Consider the following 20,489-nt stretch of genomic DNA (forward strand, 5'->3'; position numbering starts at 1 on the left):
ATGGACGCTGTGGCCCCGCTGAATCCGAGCTGGATCAATGACCAGACACGACGGCGATCGCTGGCACACCTGGCCGGGCACACCGTTGATGTTGCGGTTGTTGGTGGGGGCATCACTGGGGCAGGGGTGGCACTGGATGCGGTGAGCAGAGGCCTGAGCGTGGCACTGCTGGAGAGCCATGATCTGGCCTCCGGAACCAGCGGCTACAGCTCCAAGCTCATCCACGGCGGCTTGCGATATCTGGCCAGGATGGATCTCCCTGTTGCCTGGGAATCGGCAGTGGAACGGCGCTGGCTGATGAGCCGGATTGCCCCGCATCTGGTCCACCCGCTCGCATTTGTCATTCCTGACGCCCGCAGTGCACCCGCATGGGAAGGTCTGGCGGCCGGCGCCGGAACGCTCATTTATGATGTGTTGCGCAGGCTTTCCGGACTGGGCAGCACGGTGCTGCCGCGGCCCCAACTGCTGTCCCGCCAGGCCGTGGGTGCCCTGGTTCCGGCGCTGGATGGAAAGGCGCTGCGCCGCGGCTATCTTTACTGGGATGGGCAGCTGAGCGACGATGCCCGGTTGGTGCTCGGCGTCGCCCGGACAGCGGCTGGCCTGGGTGCACATATTCTGCGGGATGTGAAGGCCACGGCCGTGACAGCGGAGAGCGTGGACGCCATAGACACTCGAACGGGTGCGCCGGTGTTCATCGGGGCGGCCACCGTGGTGAATGCCACGGGGGTGTGGAGTGCCGATTTCGAGCCACTGCTGAGAGTAAAACCCAGTCGCGGCACGCACCTGGTGGTTCGGGCAGAGCGCCTGGGCAATCCCCACGCCGCACACACCGTCGCAGTGCCGGGACACTTCGGCCGGTACGTGTTCGTCCTGCCCCAGCCTGGCGGCGTCGTCTACATTGGGCTGACCGATGAGGAGGACCACACCTCCAACGGGCACCATCCCCAGGTGCCGGAGTACGACGTCGGCTTCCTCCTTGGCATTGTCAACACCACCTTGGCCGTGCCGCTGACCCGCGAAGACATTGTGGGCACCTTCGCGGGACTGCGGCCGCTGGTGGAGGCTGCAAAACACCATGGCGTCACAGGCGCCGGGGGGACCGCCGACATCTCCCGGCGTCACCTGATCCGGGACGTCCCGGGCACGCCCATTACGGTGGTCGGCGGGAAAATGACCACGTACCGCCGCATGGCACAGGACGCGGTGGACGCCGTCACCTCCCGGCTCGGTTTGGACGTTCCTTGCCGCACCAAGTCCCTGCCGCTCGTGGGTGCCGGGTCTGCAAAGGAACTGCGCGCCGTCGCCGCACCGGCTAGGTTGGTGGCGAAATACGGTACCGAAGCCACCACCGTGCAGGCTCTCGGCCGGCAGTTCCCGCACCTTGCGGAGACCTTGTTTGACGGGACGGCTATCACCGGCGCGGAATTACTGTTCGCCGTGCAGGCGGAAGGGGCCGCCAGTGTGGAAGACCTGCTGGAACGGCGCACCCGGTTGGGCTTCGTGCCCGCGGACGCACATAAGGCCCAAAGTCCGGCCGCCGAAATTCTGGCGTTCGCAGCAAAACTGGCCGCCGGCGAAGGAGCAAGCCCCTGAGTTCTGGGAGCAGCATTCCTTTCTGACAGGACTGTAGAGTCACAATTCTGGAGCATGCAGCGCCGAAAAAGAGGGGATTTCCACAATGGAACTGAACTATGTCATGACCGAGGGCGCTCCGGTACCTGTGGGCCCATACTCCCAAGCATGCGGGATTCCGGGTGGGCTGCTATTCCTGTCGGGGCAGACGCCCATCGACCCGGAGACCGGGCAGTTGGTCAGCGGTGGGATCGAGGTGCAGACGGCTCGTGTGTTCGACAACCTCGGCATCGTTCTCGAGGCGGCCGGTTGCCGCTGGAGTGATGTGGTTAAAGTCAACGTCTACCTCGTCGACATGGATGACTTTGCCGCGATGAACTCCGTGTACGCCAGGTATTTTGACAGCCAATATCCTGCGCGGACTACGGTCGCCGTCGCCGGCCTTCCGCTCAAGGCAAGTGTGGAGATTGAACTACAGGCGATGCGCGGGATGGACTGAGCCTGTCAGGATCATTCGGGGATGAACGCTAGGATCCGGTCATCCTCGGCGCCCGGCGTGCCACGGCCGTCGGTGTTATTGGTGAGGACCCACAACGGCCCGTTCGGAGCAACGGTGACATCTCGGAGACGGCCGAACTCCCCGACGAAGTAGTCGGTGGAGGTGGTGGGGTCTGCAACCGGAACCGCGCGCAGCACTTCTCCGCGTAGGTTGGCGATGTACAGCATGCCGTCGCGTTGGGCCATGCCGCTGGGACTGGCCACGTCAGGTTTCCATTGCTGGACCGGATCGGTGAACCCGTCTGTCGTTGCGACTCCCTCCACTGTTGGCCAGCCGTAGTTGGCTCCTGCGGTGATGATGTTCAGTTCGTCCCACGTGTTTTGACCGAACTCCGTGGCGAACATGGTCCCGTCCGCGGCCCAGGCCAGTCCTTGCGGGTTGCGGTGCCCATAGCTGTAGACGAGCGACCCGGAAAAAGGATTGTCCTGCGGTACGTCGCCATCCGGCGTCATGCGCAGGATCTTGCCGCCGAGTGAGCCGAGGTCCTGCGCGAGGGTCCGCTGTCCGGCGTCGCCCGTGGTGGCGTACAGCATGCCATCGGGGCCAAAGGCGAGGCGGCCCCCGTTGTGGTTGCTGGCCGAGGGAATGTCCTCGAGGATGGTTTCGGCTTGCCCCAGGGCCAGTGCCCCAGGCTTGCCGGAGATTGCGAATCGTTGGATTCGGTTGCCTCCGGCCGCGGTTGAGTACGCGTAAAGGCGTCCTTGTCCATCGACGGCTATACCCAAGAGGCCGCCTTCGCCTGCGCCTTCGACGCCAGCCACGGTTCCTATGGCACGTGTGGAGCCGTCGCTGGCAACCTCCAGAATACGGGAACTGTCGCGTTCGCTGACCAGCGGGGTGTCATTGAGGAACGCCACCGACCATGGCGCTCCCAGTCCTGTCGAGATGGTTGCAGGTGTGCCCATGCCCGACGCCGGCGCCTGGCTTCCCGAGGACGGGTGGCCGGATGTGGGGGTTGCGGACTGCTGCGATGAGGACTGTGACGGTGAGGCTGGTGCTGTTGTGCACGATGACAGCAGGATGCTGGCAGCGAGACTCAAGCCCAAGAAGGTGGCGGCGGACGAACGAGTGCGGCTCACAAGTAACTCCTGAGGTTGTGGCGCCCCTGATGGTTGAGCGCGGTTAAGGAATGGCTCATCACTGTGTTCACCTCACGATGTCCACGGTGATAGCCCCACCTTCGAGTTGGGCCAACTGTGCGGCCGTGGCGTTGTAAGTGCCCAGATGGATGGTTTGATCGGAGTAGCCGATGCCGGCGGCGTTGTAATAGAAGCCGAGGTTTCCCCACGGGGTGAAGTAAATGAGATCTCCGTCTTCTGGGTCGGAGCCGGGGGAACCGTCAGTCACCAAGTCCCGGGGGAGTGCCCCTAGTTTCTCCTTACCTGCGAATTCCTCCACCGGGATGGTCAGCGGGAGCAACGAAAGGAAGTCCCTAGCGGTGGTATTGTCGGCGGCAATGCTGACATCAACAGCGGTTTCCCCGGAGGTGAAGCGGACAAGCACCTTCTCCGCCGGGGAAACTGTTGCTCCTGTTGCCGTTGTTGCCGGATCTGATGCGGCGTTGCTGCTGACCCCTTGGCCCTGGTTTAACGGAGTCCCGGTTCCGCTCGCTGTGCCGGTAGGCCCTGATTCAGTGGCCGATGTGCAGCCGGCCAAGGCCAACAGTGCTGCCAAAGACCCGATGGTGAGGACGCGTCGCCGCATGGGCTTACCTTTCTGAGGCTGGAACCCCAGGGGCTGGCGGGGTCGGCTTGGGTAGTTACAGTGTGGCTGTGTCTATGACAAAGCGGTACCGGACATCGGAGGCCAAGACGCGTTCGTATGCATCATTGATCTGCTCAGCGGAAATGACCTCGATTTCGGCACCCAGTCCGTGCTCGGCACAGAAATCCAGCATCTCCTGTGTCTCGCGGATACCGCCAATGGTGGAGCCAGCGAAGGAACGGCGTGCCGGGATCAATGAGAAAGCTTGAACGGGCAGTGCCTCCGGAGGTGCTCCCACCAAGACCAGCGTGCCGTTAACTGCGAGCAATCGCAGATAAGCGTTGATGTCGACTTCAGCGCTGATGGTGCTGACGATCAAATCGAAGCTGCCAGCTAATTCTGTGAACGTCTCCGGGTCGCTCGTTGCATAGTAACGATGGGCACCAAACTTAAGTCCGTCGTCGCGCTTGCTCAAGGTTTGAGACAGCACGGTGACGTCAGCACCCATGGCCGCAGCGAGTTTCACACCCATGTGGCCCAGACCGCCCATGCCGACGATCGCGACCTTCTTGCCCGGGCCCGCGCCCCAATGGCGCAGCGGCGAGTAGGTGGTGATGCCGGCGCAGAGCAACGGGGCAGCGACGTCGAGGGCGAGGCCGTCGGGGATGGTGACGACGAAGCTTTCTGTGACCACCACGTGAGTGGCATATCCGCCTTGAGTGATGGTTCCGTCGCGATCAACGGCGCCATATGTTCCGGTATTTCCCGCGAGGCAGTACTGCTCTTCGCCGGCCTGGCAATGAGTGCATTCGCCACAGGAGTTGACCATGCAGCCGACTCCAACGCGATCGCCCACTGCGTGACGGGTGACGGCGGAGCCAATCTCAACCACGATGCCGGCAATTTCATGGCCGGGGGTTAGAGGGAAGCTTTGCGGTCCCCAGTCGCCGCGGACCGTGTGGATGTCGGAGTGGCAGATGCCGGCGAACTTGATGTCGATCAGGACATCATGCGGGCCCACATCGCGGCGGGTGAGCGTGGTCGGTACGAGTGCCTCAGTGGCGGACGGGGCGGCGTAAGCCTTGACGGTGAGCATGTTTCTCCTGGTGTGAATAGACGGCTGTGAATGGACTGGTGTGGAACTTTGTTGTGGGTGGATCGCTTAGGGCAGTGCGGGGATCAGCGCAGTCCCGCACCGGTGTTAGTAGTGGGCGGGGAATGCTGTGCGCCGGGCGGTGAAGACAATGATCAACGCTACCGCGCCTAGCACCACCATGACGAGGGCCAGGATCGTTGCGTCGCAGTTGCTGATCAGAACAGCCCCCAGCACGCCGGCGCCGAAAATGGCTAGGTTGAACGCCACCCCGAGCAAAGAGTTGGCAACATCAGCGTTCTCGCCACTTGCTTGGCTAATGGCCGTTTGCAATTGCGGCGCTGCTCCGCCAAAGGCAACTCCCCACAACACTAGCGCGGTGAGTACAGCGATAAGGGAGTGGGCTCCTGCAAAGAAGATCACGCCGGCCGTGAGGAACAGGGCCAGACTAGCCAGCACCAGGGGTCTGGGTGCGCGGTCAATGAAGACACCTGTCAGGGCGATGCCGATCAGGGCGGATATGCCGAACACCACCAGAGCCACATCAACGCTCAGGGGAATGTTTGCCGAACGCAGATAGGACGCGATGTAGGTGTAGGTAGTGTTGTGCGCCAGCATCCACGCGAAAATGACCACAAGGATCACGCTGACACCCGGTATGGCAAAAACGCGCACCATGGGGATCTGGGATTCGGCCCCCTGTCCCGACGCGTCTGGGACAAAGAGCAGGGCCAGCAGGGCCGTGAGAATAGTCAACGCCGAGAGCACCCCAAACGACCAACGCCAATCAAAGGTGGTCCCCAGCCATGACCCGAACGGCGTTCCCAGCGCCAATCCCAACGGGGTGCCAAGGGAGGCGATGGCCAGGGCTCGGCCAGCCAGCTCCGGTGCGGTGATGCGGCGGGCGTACCCGGCAAGCATGCCCCACAGCAGGCCCGAGAATGCCCCGGCAAGGAATCGGACAGCCAGGGTTAGCATGATGTCTGTGGAGAAGGCCGCAACGGTGTTGGCGAGCAGAAATCCCAAGATGCCGACCAGAAAGACTGGTTTGCGCCGCATGCCGCGGGTCAAAGCGATAGCGGGGATCGTGAGAATGACTGTGCCGAGGGCGTAGGCGCTGACCAGCTGCCCTGCGGTCCCTTCCGCAATGTTCAGGCCTCCCGCGATTTGCAGCAGCAGCCCGGCTGGCATCGTCTCGGTGGAGATCAAGATGAATCCCATCAACGCCATGACCAACAAGGCAGGCAACGGCAGCCGGTGCCCCACCGCGACCGCTGGAATCTCCTGTTTGGGTGGCTTGGGTGGCAGCACCGTCGCAGTGCTGCTGCCCTTGCTACTTGGCGTGTTTTTTGAAGTCAAGGTGTTCAGAGTCTTCCTGGTGGCTGGGGCACTTGCGGGTTGTTGGTACCGCGTTGCGGACTGCTTTGAGTCAAGTAAACACCGGTTGGAGCGGCTCAGGGAGTCCCGGTTGGTAGGGGCACTGGCAGGGACTCCCTCAAGACGCGGGCCGTGGATAAGGTGGGGACATGAACAATCGAGCAGAAGTGCGTGAGTTCCTTTCTTCACGCCGCGCCAAGGTCAGCCCGGAGCAGGTGGGGCTCCCCGCTGGCACCAACCGGCGGGTCGCGGGTCTGCGGCGCAGTGAAGTGGCCACCATGGCCGGAGTGAGCATCGAGTATTACACCCGCATGGAACGCGGCGCCATCAGCGGTGCGTCGCCGGAAGTCCTCGATAGCCTCGCCAAGGCGCTGCGCCTTGATGACGCCGAACGCGCTCACCTGTTTGATCTCGCCCATGCGGCCAGTCCTGTGGCCAGGCCGCCGCGGCGCCGCAATTCCAAGACCTGGGCGGGGCACCAAAGTTTGCAGTGGACGCTGGACGCAGTCACTGCCGGCCCAGCGTTCGTCCGCAACGGACGTATGGACATCTTGGCCGCCAACCCGCTGGCCCGGGCGTTCTACAAGGACGTCTATGACATGCCGGGCCAGCCGCCCAACATCGCCCGGTACACCTTCCTAGACGAGCGGGCACACGACTTTTATCCCGATTGGGAGTTATTTGCGGAGGTGACGGTCGCTATCTTGCGCACGGAAGCGGCCCGCGACCCGCATAATAAGGACCTTCACGATCTGATCGGGGAGATTAGTACCCTCTCCGAGGACTTCCGGCGACGGTGGGGCGCGCACAACGTTCGCCATCACGGGACCGGATCCAAGACCTTCCACCACCCGGTTGTTGGCGAGCTCACCCTCGCATTCGAGGGCTTGGAGATGGCTGCCGAACCTGGTCTGACACTGACCATTTATGCCGCCGAACCTGGCTCCGCCTCCGAACAGTCGCTGCGCCTGCTCGCCTCGTGGGCGGCTACCGAATATGGTGCCCCGACGTTACCTGTCCACACGTCGGCAGTCCAAAACCCGGCTGTACAGACCTCCGCAATTCCGGCACCGGAATCCACTGACCGCTGACGGTGACGCTGACGCTCCACGATTCTTCACTGCCCGCGAGTTGACCGGCCTTGACAGTCCGGTTGCGGGCTGTCAGGCAATATGTGGTTGCTCATGCTTTTGCGTGGCAGCGTAGCTGCTCTGACGAGGAGCCAAGGAGTAATATGTCGCCATGACCAGCACGGAGCATGGCAAGGACGCTGCCACACATTCAGCCACGTCCAGCGCGGCCTCAACCAATGGCAGCTTTGAGCTGCGCGATGCCATGACAGGTAGGGCAAGCCCCGCGAAAGCGGCGGTTGGCGACAACCCGGTGTTCGCGTATATCGCCAGTCTTCCGGAACCGCAGCGTGGAATTGCCGAGGCCGTTGATGCGCTGGCGGCCAAGACTCTGCCGGGTCTGGAACGCTCCATTAAGTGGGGCATGGCCTACTACGGCATAGGCAAGGGTTGGTGTTTCAGCAGCGGTGCGTTCGTGGGCCACATCAAGCTTATGTTTGTGAACGGAGCAGCGCTCCAGCCCGTCCCGCCGGTGACGCCGGTGGGCATGGGCAAGGCGACGCGGGGCGTAGAGATCGCGTCTCTAGCCCGGATGGACCATTCCCAGATTGCTACGTGGATGCAACAAGCCACCGCCGTGCCCGGTGTGGGTGGGAAACGGACTTGACCGCGCCGTCGGCGATCGCTTTCCCATAGGCCTCAAGATTCTAGCTCGTGCAATCGGTTGCCAGCTACTATGGTGGGTCTGACAAGTCCACATGATTCAAGAGCTAGGTTGGCTGATATGGCAGAGACATTTTTTCAAGTTGTTGTCCGATATACCGTTAAATCCGGCGAGGTTGACACGGTGCTGGCGTTGCTCGGTGAGATGGCTGCTGCCACCCGCCAGGAAGCCGCAAACGTGTCCTATGATTTCTTTCAAGGCGCCGAGGACCCTGACCACATCGTCATCCTGGAACGCTACACCGACGCCGAAGGATTTGCCGCACATCGCGAGTATGAACATATTGCGCGGATTGGCGCGTCGCAGATCATCCCGCGCTTGGCCAGCCGGTCCATCCAGACTTTTGCGAACCCCACCGATTCCTAGTCAGGGCACTCACAGGATCTTCAGCCGTGTTGCTAAATGGAGCTCAAGGACGGGGGAGCGGCCGCCAAGAGTGAACGCGTGTACTCATGCGCCGGCGCAGTGAAGACCGATTCGGTAGTCCCGGATTCAACCACTTCCCCTGCGCGCATGACCAGCACGTGATCGCTCATGTGCCGGATGACCGCAAGGTCGTGGGAGATGAACAGGTAGCTCAGGCCAAGGCGCTGCTGCAGCTCATCCAACAGGTCAAGGACCTGGGCCTGCACGGAGACATCCAGCGCCGAGACCGGTTCGTCGCAGATCAGCACCTTCGGCTTCGGTGCCAGCGCGCGGGCTATGGCCAGGCGTTGGCGTTGTCCGCCCGAGAGCGTGGCCGGACGGCGTTGTGCCATGTCCGGCGCCAAGCCCACCAAACTAAGTAATTCAGAGATTTGCTGCCTATGGGCTCGGGGGTTGCGCGTGGCGCCAAGGCTCAGGGCGTCAGCCAAAATCGCCTCGGCACTATGTCGCGGATCAAACGATGACAGCGGATCCTGATACACGGCTCCCAGCGAGGAGCGTCGGTTTCGGCGGGCTGATTCGGGCACCTGGCTCCACGGGCCGCCGAGCAGTTCCACAGTTCCCGCGTCAGTCCGCAGCAGCCCCAAAGCCATGCGGGCAGTGGTTGTCTTTCCGGAACCGGATTCGCCCACCACGCCAAGAGTTTGACCCGGCAATAGATCGAAATTGACGTTGTGCACGGCCCGGAAATTCTCCGTTTTGGATAGCGGAAAGTTCTTGATCAGCCCCCGTGCGCTCAAAACTGGAAGCACGACGCCGTCTTCCTCACCCTGATGCACCGTCGCTTGCTCGGGTTGCAGCGGAGGCGGTTTTGGATGGGTGCTCGCGGGTGAGAGCTTGGTAAAACGGGGTTTGCCAGCGGGAGCGGCCGCCAGCAATGCGCGGGTATACGGGTGTTGGGGACTGTTGAGGACTTGTTCGCGCGTTCCTCTTTCCACGATGCGTCCGGCCGCCATGACGGCAATTGAGTCGGCCACACTGGCCACAGTGGCAAGGTCGTGGCTGATCAACAGCATTCCGGAACCTGCCCGGCGTAAATCACCCAGTAGATCCATGACGGATGCGGCAATCGTTGCATCCAGCGCAGTAGTGGGTTCATCGGCAATGATCAGCAGCGGATCGAGAGCAATGGCTGATGCAATGAGTGCCCGTTGGCGCATCCCGCCAGAGAGTTCACCTGACCTTTGGGAGGCCCGCCGCAGCGGATCGTCCAGGCCAACGGCTTCCAGCAGTTCAACCACGCGGGCAGCGCGCTGGGAACCGGAACCACTAGAATGCAGGCGCAAGGCATCGTCAATCTCCTTACCCACGGTCCGCAGCGGATCCAGCGACGTTAGTGCGTCTTGCAGGATGAACCCCACCTCTTTGCCACGCAGTGAGCGCCAGCTTCGCTGTGAGAAGTTCCGGGCGTCCTTGCCCGCGACATCTAGCGCAGTGGCGCGCACATGCGAGCCGGGTCCTGCCAAACCGAGGAGCGACCTGGCTGTCACGGATTTACCTGAGCCGGATTCACCCACCAGCGCCAAGCATTCGCCGGGGTTCACGGTGAAAGAAATGCCGCTTACCACGCTGTTTCCGCCAAAGGAAACGTCCAAATCCTTCACTCGCAAGAGAGGTTCACTAGCGCTCATCGGCTTCCTCCAGCCTTCATCGATCGAGACAGGACAGTCGCGGCGGCGGCCACCAGCACAATGGCCAGTCCCGGGAAAAAGGTCATCCACCACGCCAGCGACAGATAGGTACGCCCGGCAGATAACATGGTGCCCCACTCAGGGGCCGGCGGAGGCGAGCCCAGCCCCAAGAAGCTCAACGACGCCGCCCAAAGAATCGCCTGCCCCAGCCCCAGTGTTGCTAAAACTGCCAAGGGAGCAAGAGCGTTAGGCAAGATGTGAACGAGAAGGATCCGTGACCGGCGTCGTCCCAGCACTGTGGCAGCCTCAACCATGGCAGAGCTGCGCAAGGCGATAATCTGCGCACGAATCATGCGGGCATATCCGGGTGCCCAGGTCAGGCCCACGGCGATGACGGTGGTGGTGACTCCGGGCCCGGCCAGGGCAATGAACACCAGTGCCAGCAGCAGCCCGGGCAAGGCAAAGAGCACCTCGAGGATGCGGCCCACGCCAAAGTCCAGCCATCGTCCGCCAAAACCCGCAAGGGTGCCCAGTACTAACGCCAGGCCAAGCCCAATCGCGGTAGCCGCAGCGCCAATGAGCAGCGAGGACCGAGCACCGTGAATGATGCGTGAGTAAATATCACGTCCCGATTCATCAGTGCCCAGCAGATGCCCTGGCCCGGGCGCCGAGAACGCCGCGGCAGGATCAATGGCCAGCGGATCAACGGGTGCTAGAAGGTTGGGTGCAATAGCTGCCAGCAGAAAAAAGAGCAGAAGGGCAGCGGCCAGAAGCCGGGGGAGCTTCGCTAGATGGGTGCTCATGATCTGCCGATCCGAGGATCAACCAGGCGTTCGGCAAGATCAGAGAATGCCATGATCAACACGTAGGCGGCAGCTGAGAACAGGGCAACGCCGGTGACGAGAGGGATGTCCCGTGCCGTGACGGCTGAGAGCAGGGATCGTCCCAGCCCGGGGCGGGCAAAGATGGATTCAACCACTACCGCGCCAGAGAGCAGGGACCCTAAGGCCCATCCGGAGAGTGCAATGCCGCCCAGTGCCCCGTGCCGCAGGGAATGCCGCAGGAGTACCCCGGTCTCCGATTCTCCGCGGGCCCGGGCAGACAACGCAAAGGCGGAACGTTGGGCTTCGGCCATGCTGTCTCGCATGACCTGACCCATAAATCCAGCCAGCGGCAGGGCCAACGTAATGATGGGCAGCACTAGACCGGCCGGGGTATTGGTACTCACCGGCGGAAGCCAGCCCAGCATCGTGGAAAATAGCATGATCAGCACGCTGGCCAGCCAAAAGTGTGGCACGGCAGCTGAGATGATCTCCAGTCCCGAGCCCAGTGCAACACCCACGGCCCCGCTGCGTGTGGACAGCACGGCAAGCACCAAGGCCATGGCCCAGGCTACGAGCAGAGCCAGCCCGGCAAGGATCAGCGTGGGCGGTAGCAGCTCGGCAAGAACCTCCACCACGGGGCTCTTCAGCGAATAGGATGTGCCCAAATCACCCTGAACCAAGCGCCACAACTGAGCAAAATACTGAACGTAAAGCGGCTGGTCCAAGCCGTACTGTTCACGCGCCGCAGCCAAGGCCTCGGCTGAAGCCTGCGATCCCGGACCGCCCATGATGGCCTGTGCCGGGTCCCCGGGAATCATCCGGAGTCCAAAGAATATGGCCGTGAAAACGGCCCAGAGCACAAAGATTCCGCCCATGATCTTGCTCAGCAGCCAGCGCGCGGCGGACCTGGTGCCATGGGAGGTCCCCGCCACACCGGATGGGCTGCTTTGAATCTTGGCAAAATCACTCATGATGGGTTTGGCTCCAAGGGAGCTTAGTTAGCCAGCCAGGTATCAAAGAAGATGGGCGAGGCCACGGCTGTGGTGGCACCCACGTTCTTCAGTTTCTCTGAGTACAAGAAGTGGTTTTGCTGATCATAGAGCGGCAAAAGGTAGTAGCCCTCGAGCACCTTCTTCTGGGCCTGGGTGTAAAGGTCCTTACGCTGGGCCTCATCCTTGGTGGAACCTGCGGTGTTCAGCAAGGCATCCAGGGCCGGGTCCTTAACCTGGGAGAGGTTGGCGAAGTATCCCGACGGTGCAGGGATGGTGGAATCAGAATGGAACAGGATGGACAACACGCCAGGGCCCACCTTGGTGTACGGGGCGGAGACCAAGTTGTAGCTGTTGGTAAACAGCTCACCGTACCAGCTGGAGATATCCAGCAAGTTGATCTGAACCTCGATGCCTGATTCCTTAGCCGTTGCCTGTATCTGCTCAAAGAGCGACTGCTCGGCGGGGATGGACTGGCTGGTGCTGACGGGGAAGGTCAGGGAGAGCCGGACGCCGTTCTTGACACGGTAGCCCTGCGCATCACGTTCACTCCAACCAGCTGCGTCCAACAACGTGCCAGCCTTCGTGGGGTCGTAGTTGAACAGTGATTCCTCTGAGTAAGCCAGGGGTTCCACGCTGGACAGCGGCGAGTATGAGCGTTTAGCCGAGCCAAAGAACAATGAATCGACGCTGGCATTGATGTTCACCGCGTGAATGAAGGCCTCGCGGACCTTTTCGTCGTTGAACGGGGCCTTGGAGGAGTTCAGCTCTATCCGGTTGGAAGCACCAGGGCGCGGTGCATCCAAATGCTTGATGGTTGAAGTCTTGACAGCTGTGGCGATGGCATCTGGCTGGGCGTTGTCAATGATGTCGACTTCACCGGCCTGAAGGGCTGCGTAACGCGTAGCTGCCTCGGGGATGAAGCGCCAGGTGATCGAGTCCAGGTAGGCCGGCCCCGCATGGGCGGCCCCTGCGACCGGAAGAACGTAGTCTGCGTTGCGGACCATTTGCACGGAGTACTGCTTCTTCCAGGATTGAACCTTGAACGGTCCGGTGCCCACGGGAGCAGCACAGTTTTCTTCCTGGGTGCGCTTCAAGGCTGTGGGGGATTCAATGGCCACCCACGGCATGGAGAAGGATTCGAGCAGGGAATTATCCGGAGTCTTCAGCTTGAGCTCGAGTGTGCTCGCATCAACAGCCTTCATGGACGCGATCTTGCCCAGGGCCAGGTATCCGGTGGAGGATGCCGTTTTGGGGTCCAAGAGGTGTTCAAAGTTGGCCTTGACGGCAGCGGCGTCCAAGGCGGTGCCATCGGTGAAGGTGATACCGTCACGGATCGAAACAGTCCGCGTCAGCCCGTCGTCGGACACGGTGGAGTCCGCAGCGAGCCAGGGGATCAGCTTGCCTTCGGCGTCCTTGGTGTACAGCGTCTCCAGATACTGCGAGGCAACCAAAGCCTGGGGATAGTTGCCGCCAACGTGCGGATCCAAACAGCTGGGTTCGGCATCACCGGAAGCGTACACAAGGTTCCCACCGGTGACGGGTGAGCCGGGATCGGAGCTGGCGTCCGACGTTGTGCCTGAGGGCGTGCAGCCGGCCAGAACCAATGCTGCGGCCAGGGCCGTCGCGATCGGAAATAGCTTGGTGGCCAAGGGGCGAGCGAGAGTCATGAGGGTCTTCCTGCGAACCGGTGAATGGAGCGATGCAGGTGCTCTCTCCCTCGGTCCTCACAGGTTTTAGCCTGGAGGCACGCGTCAGCGGGCACCGCCAACCACTTTAGCGGCTTGAGGGCCGTGTGCGCAGCGATATATGAGGCACATCATAGGTGCGGTGGACTTTCCCTCAGCTACCGACTTTTCGCGTGAAGTTTACGTGGATGGTGCCGCTCTCGGCCACCTCGGTCCGCACATCATGGGTGCGCTCGAGTCCGTCCAGCCCGTCCCAGAGCCGAGTTCCCCGCCCCAGAATGATCGGAGCAATCAGCAGATGCAGGTCATCGACCAAGCCCGCCCGTAAGAAGTTGCGTGCCGTGCCAACCCCACCGCCGATCCGCACGTCCAAGTCGCCGGCGGCCAGGCCGGCTTCGGCGAGCACGTCCTCGAGTGCGGCGTTTCTGAAATGGAAGGTTGTTCCGCCCTCCATGGGAATCATGGGACGCGGCGCGGTCTTGCTGAGAATATAGACCGGGCACCCGAAAGGTGGCTGGGCACCCCACCACCCTTGCCACTGCGGATCATGGGGGAATGTGTGGAGGCCGAACATGCCCGCTCCCATAATCTCGGCGCCGATACCGTCAAAGAACGCGCTGGCGTAGGCATCGTCGACGCCGGAGGTACCCGCTCCGCTGGTGTCATTGAAGACGTGTTCGCGGAACGTACGGGTTGCGGCGTAGTTCTCTGTCAGGCGGCCCCAGTCCTCTCCCATGGGATTTTCAGCGCTTTGCTTGGTCGAAGAGGTGAACCCATCCAGTGAGAGAAACAGGTCGAGCCGAACGCGAGTCATTCTCATGCTCCCATCGTGGGGTGTCTGAGGGACAGCGGCGTCCACCATCATTCACTGTACTGCTGGGGTGTCAGGGCTGGGAAGGGCTTGGTTCACTCGCCGATTGAATGCCGGTCAGCTCCACGATGTGCGCTTCTTCCGGTTGTGGCCGTGGAATGCACAGGGCCAGCGCCCCGGCGAGCACAGTGGCGCCAAGGGCGATGGCAAAGCCCAGCTGGAATCCGGCCGCCGTGGGTGCTGAGTGACCGGCACTGGATGCTGCAAGAATGGCGCCCATGACTGCCGCTGCGCTACTGGTACCCAAGGCACGCATGAGGGAGTTCAAACCGTTCGCGGCGCCGGTCTCGGTGGGCTTGACAGCGCCCATAATGAGCATGGGCATGGCGGAGTAACCGATGCCGATCCCGGCCCCCACCAAAGCATTCGCGAGAAGAATGTGCCAGATTTCCGTGGATGCCAGCAGCGCTAATACGTAGGCGAATGCAATGACGACGGCGCTCAGGACTAAGGTGGCACGGCCTCCCACGGTGCCATTCAACCGAGCTGCTACCGGCGCCATGGCAATTTGCACCAGTCCGGCAGGGGCAAGGATGAGACCGATGGTGATGAGCGTTTGGCCCAGTCCGAAGCCGGGACTTGTGGGGAGTTGCAGAATTTGGGGGAACAACACTGCGGATGAAAAGAACGCAAAACCCAAGGCTATCGAGGCGAGGTTTGTCATCAGCACGGCCGGACGTGCGGCCACGCGAAGATCAACCGCGGGGTCCTTGAGCCGCAGTTCAAAAGCTCCCCAAGCCAAAAGCACCAGAACGCCGCCAATGCCCAAAATCAAGGTCGCCGGTGAGCTCCATCCCCACGCGTTGCCCTGGGCGACGGCTACGAGAATTGCGGACAAAGCAATGGACAGGCCAACTGCACCCACGTAGTCGAAGCGCCCGGCTGCGAATTCCGTATCCTTGGGCACGATCCACGCCACGAGCGCAAACAACACCACGCCGAGTACCGTAGCGGTCCAGAACAGGGCGTGCCAGTCAAGGGAATCTGCAATGAAGGAGCTGATGGGCAAGCCAAGTGCGGCACCGAAGCCAAAGGACGCGCTGATCAGCGCAACGGCACCACCCACTCGCTTTGCCGGCAAATGATCGCGGAGGACGGCGATGCCCAGCGGGATGACTCCTGTCATGAGCCCCTGCAGTGCGCGCCCCACCAGCAGAACGGTCAGATTAGTTGAGGCGGCTGCCAGAACGTTGCCGACAATCAGGGCGAGCAACAGCACCAAAATGATCTTGCGTTTGCCCAGGAGATCCCCCAGACGCCCGGAGATAGGAGTAACGACGGCCGAGGTCAACAGCGTAATGGTGACCACCCACGCCGTGGCTTCCCGTGGTGCGTTCAATAGTTCCGGCAATTGAGCCTGGATCGGCACCACCAGAGTAAACATGAATGATGCGCATGCACCAGTGACTGCTAGGACGGCAATGAGTGGCCACGAGCGGCGGACTGTGGTGGCGGGTTGAGCTGTTTTCATTGCTTCCTTTGGTGCGGGCAGAAGGTGGTGCCGGGAATTCCTTGAGGGGCTAACCTTGACTGGTTAATTCTGTGTTGGCGCCGCCATCTGTGGCAATCGGATGCCAAGGGTTGATTATTCCCATTGTCGCCGCTGGTCCACGCTGTGGAAGGGTGGCGCGCCGTGCATAAGTCGCCGAGTCAGACGGAGGCCCGCCGAGTCAGACGTGGCGCAGCGTCTGACTCAACGGGCCTCCGTCTGACTCGAGGAACTACGGCGTGCGCTTGCTGTGGTCCTTCTGACTTGAGGAACCGCGGCGTAGTCCTCGAACCCGCGCGGGCTCGAGCGCCAGCAGTGACAGGGGCGCGGCAATGGTGAATCCGTCTAGTTCGCCAGGCGTTTCCAGCCCAATAGAGGCGCTGGTGACGATGACCAGCGGTTCGTCACCAGCTGTGAGGGTGACGCTCGTGGGCTGTGAGACTGGTAGATCGAGCGGTTTGGCGCGGCGTTCTCCGGGCGCGTAGACGTCCAAACGGTTCCCGCCCCACACGGCATTCCAGAGACGGCCCTCGCAATCCACGTGCACACCGTCAGGTGATCCGCCGTCGACCGTGACGAACGGTTCAACGCTGGAGCCGGGCACCAGACTCTTGCTTAGAATCTTGCCAGCTACAGTGTCTGCGATCAGCATGGCCTCAATTTCCGGCAAAAAGACCGGTCCGTTGGGGATCTCGATCCCGCTCATCATGCAGCTCGTCTCGCCGGTCTCGGGGTCCCAGCGCCAGAGGTGACCATCGGCCGGCGAGCCGTCGTGCACCATGGTGCCGAACCAGCACGATCCGTCCGGGGCGAACGAGCCGTCATTGACCCGGTGGCGGCTGGGATTGAGCCCGGTGGAGGCGATTTCGGCAACGCTCCCATCCTCACGGAGCCAGGAAAGCCCAGTTCCGAGGGCCGCAATCAAACGTCCGTCGGACGCCTTTTCCACGAAGCCCAGCGGAGCGTCGAAGGTGCGCACTAGTGTGGCCCTATCCGCCGAACCCGGTGTCCACGCATAGAGCTCGCCGCGGAGCAAATCCACCCAGTGGACGGTGCCGTCAATGATGCGTAGGCCTTCGCCTAGTTCCAGGCGTGACGGGCTGATGGGTTGCCAGGGGGAGTGGGTCATTGATTGCGCTTCCTGTGTTGCGGATAGATTTGTCTGGGGTGAGCTACGGGGAGCTCGAAATTCCGGAGTCGGCAGTGGTGAACCCTGTGGACTCACGTTTCACTATGGAGAAGCCAGCTTTGACTGTTTGCGGTGCTGAGCGCGGCCCCTTTTCATTGATGCGCTCCACCAGCATGGTCAAGACCACATCCTAGGGTACGCGCCGGTTGGCGTGCACGGGCGAGCCCGGTTTCCTTGGTCCATGTGCCACCTCGCACCGCCATGTGCGGGTACTTCTCGATGCCTGCCGCGGCAAGAGGGCCTGTGCCATCCGCTATCGGATGGCACAGGCCCTCTTGCCGCCACAAAGCCTAAGAAGCCGAACGGGTTTAGTCGTCGGAGACCGTGATGGTGACCTCAATGTTGCCGCGGGTGGCGTTGGAGTAGGGGCAGACCTGATGAGCGGCATCGGCCAGTGCCTGAGCGGCAGCGTGTTCAATGCCCGGCAGGACAACTTCCAGAAGCACGGAGAGCTCAAATCCGCCGTTGCCGTTGGACCCGAGGTGGACCTGGCCGCCCACTGAGGAATCGCTGATGTCGATCTTCTGCGTGCGGGCAACCATCTGCAACGCCGAGTGGAAGCAGGCCGCATAGCCAGCGGCGAAAAGCTGCTCGGGGTTGGCACCTTCCCCTGATCCACCCATGGATTTCGGGATGGCAAGTTTGAGGTCAATGCCCCCATCGGAGGAGCGGACGTGACCATCACGGCCGGCTCCGGTGGCGATGGCTTCGGCGGTGTACAGGGGTGTCATAGTAGTGCCTTTCGTAGACATTAGTGCGGATTTAGGGTGCTGGATTAGGGGTGCTGAGGGGACGTCAGGGCGCGCATGCCGTCAGTGATGCGGTGCAACTCCTGGACTAATGCGCGGGCTTGCTCGGGGGAGTCGAAGCCATACGCGCCCCGGAGTTCCTTCAGGGCCACCAGTACCTCTTTGAGTACCGAAGTGCCACTGTCGGTGAGTGCGGCGGTCACCACACGTTCATCCGGGGAGGTTCGGGCTCGGGATACTAGTCCACGGTCATCAAGCCTGCGCAAAACCGGGGACAATGTCCCGGAGTCAAGGCTCATGCGTTGGCCCAGTTCGCCCACGGTCAAACCCTCCGACACAGTGCTGATCTCCAGCAGTGCTATGTACTGCGTGTAGGTCAGCTCCCATGGTTCCAAGGCGACTTTATGAGCCTTGGCCACAGCGTTTGACGCGGAGTAAATAGCGAAGCAAACCATGGAATCGAGGTGGTATTCGTTGTCCAGCATGATTCAAGTGTACGCAATTAAGTTGTGCACAACCAATTGCGGAGAAGCCACGGGAGATGACAGTGAATCAATGTCAAAAATAGGCTGGCAGAGCTGAACGCGGAGAGCTCCACCAGTGCAGAACTAGACCAGCGAGTCCTGCCAGGCGCCATGCATCGTGGCAAAGCGCCCGCCGCTTGCTATCAACTCTGCCGGGGAGCCGTCCTCCACAATGCGGCCCTCATGAACCACCAGGATTCGATCAGCCATGACCACTGTGGATAGTCGGTGTGCAATGATCAACGCAGTCCGGCCGGTTGCGCCACGATCGGTGCCCGTGATTCCTGTCCCATCTGCCGCCCCAGCAGCACCCTCAGTCCCCAACAACTTCTGCAAGCCGCCTTGGACCAGCCGCTCCGATGGAATATCCAGCGAAGAGGTTGCCTCGTCAAGAATGAGCACGGCAGGATTAGCCAAGAAGGCTCGGGCAAAGGAGATCAGTTGCCGCTGCCCAGCAGAGACGCGGCCACCGCGCTTGTTCACGTCCGTGTCGTAGCCTTCCGGGAGGGCTCGGATGAACTCGTCGGCACCCACATCGCGGGCGGCAGCCTCGATCTGGGCCCGGCTGGCTCCCGGGTTACCCAGGGCAATATTGTCTGCCACCGAGCCGCTGAACAGGAATGCCTCCTGCGTCACCATAACCACAGCACGGCGCAAGTCGACGCTGGAGAGCTCACGCAACTCCACGCCGTCGAGCGTTAACGAGCCAGCGCTCACGTCATAGAAACGGGCCAGGAGTTTGGCCAGTGTGGACTTTCCGGCGCCCGTGGCACCAACCACCGCTACCGTCTGACCGGCCGGAATATGCAAATCCAAACTTGGCAGCACCAGGGGTCCGGTGGCATAACGGAACTCGGCGCCAGTGAAGCGGATCGCGCCACGTGCCGCCGGCAGCGGGCGGGGATGGCGCGGCGGTCGCACGGTGGGGACTTCCTCTAACAGCCCGGAAACCTTTTCCAGCGCAGCCTGGGCTGACTGGAACGAGTTGTAGAACATGGCCATCTGGCTCACGGGTTGGAAGAAGCGTTTGGTGGCCAGAAGGAGGGCCAGGAGCGCTCCCACCTCCAACGCGCCACCGAGCACGCGGAAACCACCGGCGAGCAAAACAACCGCAACGGCCACATTGCCAATCAACACCAGTCCCGGCTGGAAAACCCCGTTGAGGTTGATGGAACGGACTGTGACGCGGCGGTAATCTTCTGCGAGAGCATCGTACTTGGCCGCGTTCTCCTCTTCGCGCCGGAAGGCCTTGACCGCACGGATGCCTGTCATGGTCTCGATGAAGTGCACAATCAGCGCCGCGGACACCACGCGCGAGGAACGGTAGGCGGCCTGCGAACGCTTTTGGTACCAGCGCGAGAGCAGGAGCATGGGCACCGCCGACGCCAGCACCAGCAAGCCAGTGATTGGATCCAGCGCGAAGATCGACACAGCCGTCAACGCCATGAAGACCAGGCCCGAGGCGAGCGAGGAAATCCCTGAATCGAGCAGCTCGCGCAGGGCCTCCAAGTCCGATGTCTGGCGCGAAATAATGCGTCCAGATGTGTATTGCTCATGAAATTCCATGCTGAGCCGCTGCGTATGCCGGAACACCTGAATGCGCAGATCCAGCAGCATCGCCTGACTCAGCCGCGCGGTCGCCGTCAGATACGCCGCCGTCAGCCAGGAGCCGATCAACGCGGCCATGATGTAGCCGCCGCCAGTGATAATGAGCGGCAGGGGAGAGGAGTCAGGCTTCATGGTGAGCGCGGGCAACGCCGTATCAATCCCGTAGGCAATAAGCAGTGGACCGGCAACTTTTGCCGCCTGCGAGAGCACCACGAGCGCCACGGTGATGGCGAATCGCAAGCGCACAGGACGCAGCAAAGCCCTCAAGAGCCTCACTGATCGACGGCGCACGGCACGGCTGGCCTCGCGGCTCAGATCTACTCGATCCTCATCCATGGTTCCCTGCGGAGCGACTTTTGCGCTCTTCAGTGTGCCTGTTTTCAGCTTGCCTGACTTAATGGT

The 20,489-nt window shown here is 61.9% G+C and carries 19 protein-coding genes; 5 read left to right on the forward strand and 14 right to left on the reverse strand.

All coding sequences use genetic code 11. From position 1 onward, the window contains the following. Positions 1 to 1,593 (forward strand): glycerol-3-phosphate dehydrogenase/oxidase, encoded by a 1,593-nt coding sequence (locus CXQ93_RS15895; protein WP_104111400.1) that lies wholly within the window; start codon positions 1 to 3, stop codon positions 1,591 to 1,593. A gap of 85 nt (positions 1,594 to 1,678) precedes the next feature. Continuing rightward, positions 1,679 to 2,071 (forward strand): RidA family protein, encoded by a 393-nt coding sequence (locus CXQ93_RS15900; protein ID WP_104111401.1) that lies wholly within the window; start codon positions 1,679 to 1,681, stop codon positions 2,069 to 2,071. 11 nt (positions 2,072 to 2,082) lie between these two features. On the opposite strand, the gene CXQ93_RS15905 is transcribed toward CXQ93_RS15900, so the two are convergent. The 4 genes from CXQ93_RS15905 to CXQ93_RS15925 all read right to left on the reverse strand — a co-directional run bounded on the left by CXQ93_RS15905 (position 2,083) and on the right by CXQ93_RS15925 (position 6,287). Beyond that, the gene (locus CXQ93_RS15905; protein WP_219817373.1) at positions 2,083 to 3,210 is read right to left on the reverse strand and encodes a sorbosone dehydrogenase family protein; all 1,128 of its coding nucleotides are present in this window, start codon (positions 3,208 to 3,210) and stop codon (positions 2,083 to 2,085) included. 67 nt (positions 3,211 to 3,277) lie between these two features. Continuing rightward, entirely contained in the window at positions 3,278 to 3,835 is a 558-nt protein-coding gene (locus tag CXQ93_RS15915; RefSeq protein WP_104111404.1) for a cyclophilin-like fold protein, read from the reverse strand. 55 nt (positions 3,836 to 3,890) lie between these two features. After that, positions 3,891 to 4,931 carry an NAD(P)-dependent alcohol dehydrogenase gene (locus CXQ93_RS15920; RefSeq protein WP_104111405.1) on the reverse strand — a complete coding sequence of 347 codons (1,041 nt, stop codon included), beginning with the start codon at positions 4,929 to 4,931 and terminating at the stop codon, positions 3,891 to 3,893. A 105-nt stretch (positions 4,932 to 5,036) separates the two neighbouring features. Beyond that, on the reverse strand, positions 5,037 to 6,287 hold the full coding sequence (locus CXQ93_RS15925; RefSeq protein WP_258069064.1) for an MFS transporter: 1,251 nt from the start codon (positions 6,285 to 6,287) through the stop codon (positions 5,037 to 5,039). Positions 6,288 to 6,454: 167 nt separating this feature from the next. Between CXQ93_RS15925 and CXQ93_RS15930 the strand changes: the two genes are divergently transcribed. From CXQ93_RS15930 to CXQ93_RS15940, 3 genes are all read left to right on the forward strand, one after another. Next, positions 6,455 to 7,396 carry a helix-turn-helix transcriptional regulator gene (locus tag CXQ93_RS15930; protein ID WP_104111406.1) on the forward strand — a complete coding sequence of 314 codons (942 nt, stop codon included), beginning with the start codon at positions 6,455 to 6,457 and terminating at the stop codon, positions 7,394 to 7,396. 151 nt (positions 7,397 to 7,547) lie between these two features. Continuing rightward, positions 7,548 to 8,042: a DUF1801 domain-containing protein gene (locus CXQ93_RS15935; RefSeq protein WP_104111407.1), complete on the forward strand. Its 495-nt coding sequence runs from the start codon at positions 7,548 to 7,550 to the stop codon at positions 8,040 to 8,042. Between the two features lie 117 nt (positions 8,043 to 8,159). After that, positions 8,160 to 8,465 (forward strand): putative quinol monooxygenase, encoded by a 306-nt coding sequence (locus CXQ93_RS15940; RefSeq protein WP_104111408.1) that lies wholly within the window; start codon positions 8,160 to 8,162, stop codon positions 8,463 to 8,465. A gap of 32 nt (positions 8,466 to 8,497) precedes the next feature. Here the strand turns inward: CXQ93_RS15940 and CXQ93_RS15945 are convergent, their stop codons facing one another. The 10 genes from CXQ93_RS15945 to CXQ93_RS15990 all read right to left on the reverse strand — a co-directional run bounded on the left by CXQ93_RS15945 (position 8,498) and on the right by CXQ93_RS15990 (position 20,423). Continuing rightward, positions 8,498 to 10,156: an ABC transporter ATP-binding protein gene (locus CXQ93_RS15945; RefSeq protein ID WP_104111409.1), complete on the reverse strand. Its 1,659-nt coding sequence runs from the start codon at positions 10,154 to 10,156 to the stop codon at positions 8,498 to 8,500. Further along, positions 10,153 to 10,959 (reverse strand): ABC transporter permease, encoded by an 807-nt coding sequence (locus CXQ93_RS15950; protein WP_104111410.1) that lies wholly within the window; start codon positions 10,957 to 10,959, stop codon positions 10,153 to 10,155. The genes CXQ93_RS15945 and CXQ93_RS15950 overlap by 4 nt, the downstream gene beginning before the upstream one ends. Then, complete coding sequence (locus CXQ93_RS15955; protein WP_104111411.1) at positions 10,956 to 11,951, reverse strand: ABC transporter permease; 996 nt, start codon at positions 11,949 to 11,951, stop codon at positions 10,956 to 10,958. Before CXQ93_RS15955 ends, CXQ93_RS15950 begins: the two co-directional genes overlap by 4 nt. A gap of 23 nt (positions 11,952 to 11,974) precedes the next feature. Next, complete coding sequence (locus tag CXQ93_RS15960) at positions 11,975 to 13,639, reverse strand: ABC transporter substrate-binding protein (RefSeq protein WP_104111412.1); 1,665 nt, start codon at positions 13,637 to 13,639, stop codon at positions 11,975 to 11,977. A gap of 172 nt (positions 13,640 to 13,811) precedes the next feature. Next, positions 13,812 to 14,471: a dihydrofolate reductase family protein gene (locus CXQ93_RS15965; RefSeq protein ID WP_104111413.1), complete on the reverse strand. Its 660-nt coding sequence runs from the start codon at positions 14,469 to 14,471 to the stop codon at positions 13,812 to 13,814. 70 nt (positions 14,472 to 14,541) lie between these two features. Further along, entirely contained in the window at positions 14,542 to 15,999 is a 1,458-nt protein-coding gene (locus CXQ93_RS15970) for an MFS transporter (protein ID WP_104111414.1), read from the reverse strand. A 250-nt stretch (positions 16,000 to 16,249) separates the two neighbouring features. Then, entirely contained in the window at positions 16,250 to 17,146 is an 897-nt protein-coding gene (locus tag CXQ93_RS15975) for an SMP-30/gluconolactonase/LRE family protein (protein WP_104111415.1), read from the reverse strand. A gap of 368 nt (positions 17,147 to 17,514) precedes the next feature. Continuing rightward, entirely contained in the window at positions 17,515 to 17,937 is a 423-nt protein-coding gene (locus CXQ93_RS15980; protein WP_104111416.1) for an organic hydroperoxide resistance protein, read from the reverse strand. A 44-nt stretch (positions 17,938 to 17,981) separates the two neighbouring features. Continuing rightward, a complete protein-coding gene (locus CXQ93_RS15985) occupies positions 17,982 to 18,440 on the reverse strand; it encodes a MarR family winged helix-turn-helix transcriptional regulator (protein ID WP_104111417.1) in 459 nt (152 codons plus the stop codon). A gap of 123 nt (positions 18,441 to 18,563) precedes the next feature. Next, positions 18,564 to 20,423: an ABC transporter ATP-binding protein gene (locus CXQ93_RS15990; RefSeq protein ID WP_181036189.1), complete on the reverse strand. Its 1,860-nt coding sequence runs from the start codon at positions 20,421 to 20,423 to the stop codon at positions 18,564 to 18,566. Between the last annotated feature and the right edge of the window lie 66 nt (positions 20,424 to 20,489).

It is taken from the genome of Arthrobacter sp. N199823 (assembly GCF_002929705.1).
Classification (GTDB): Bacteria; Actinomycetota; Actinomycetes; order Actinomycetales; family Micrococcaceae; genus Specibacter.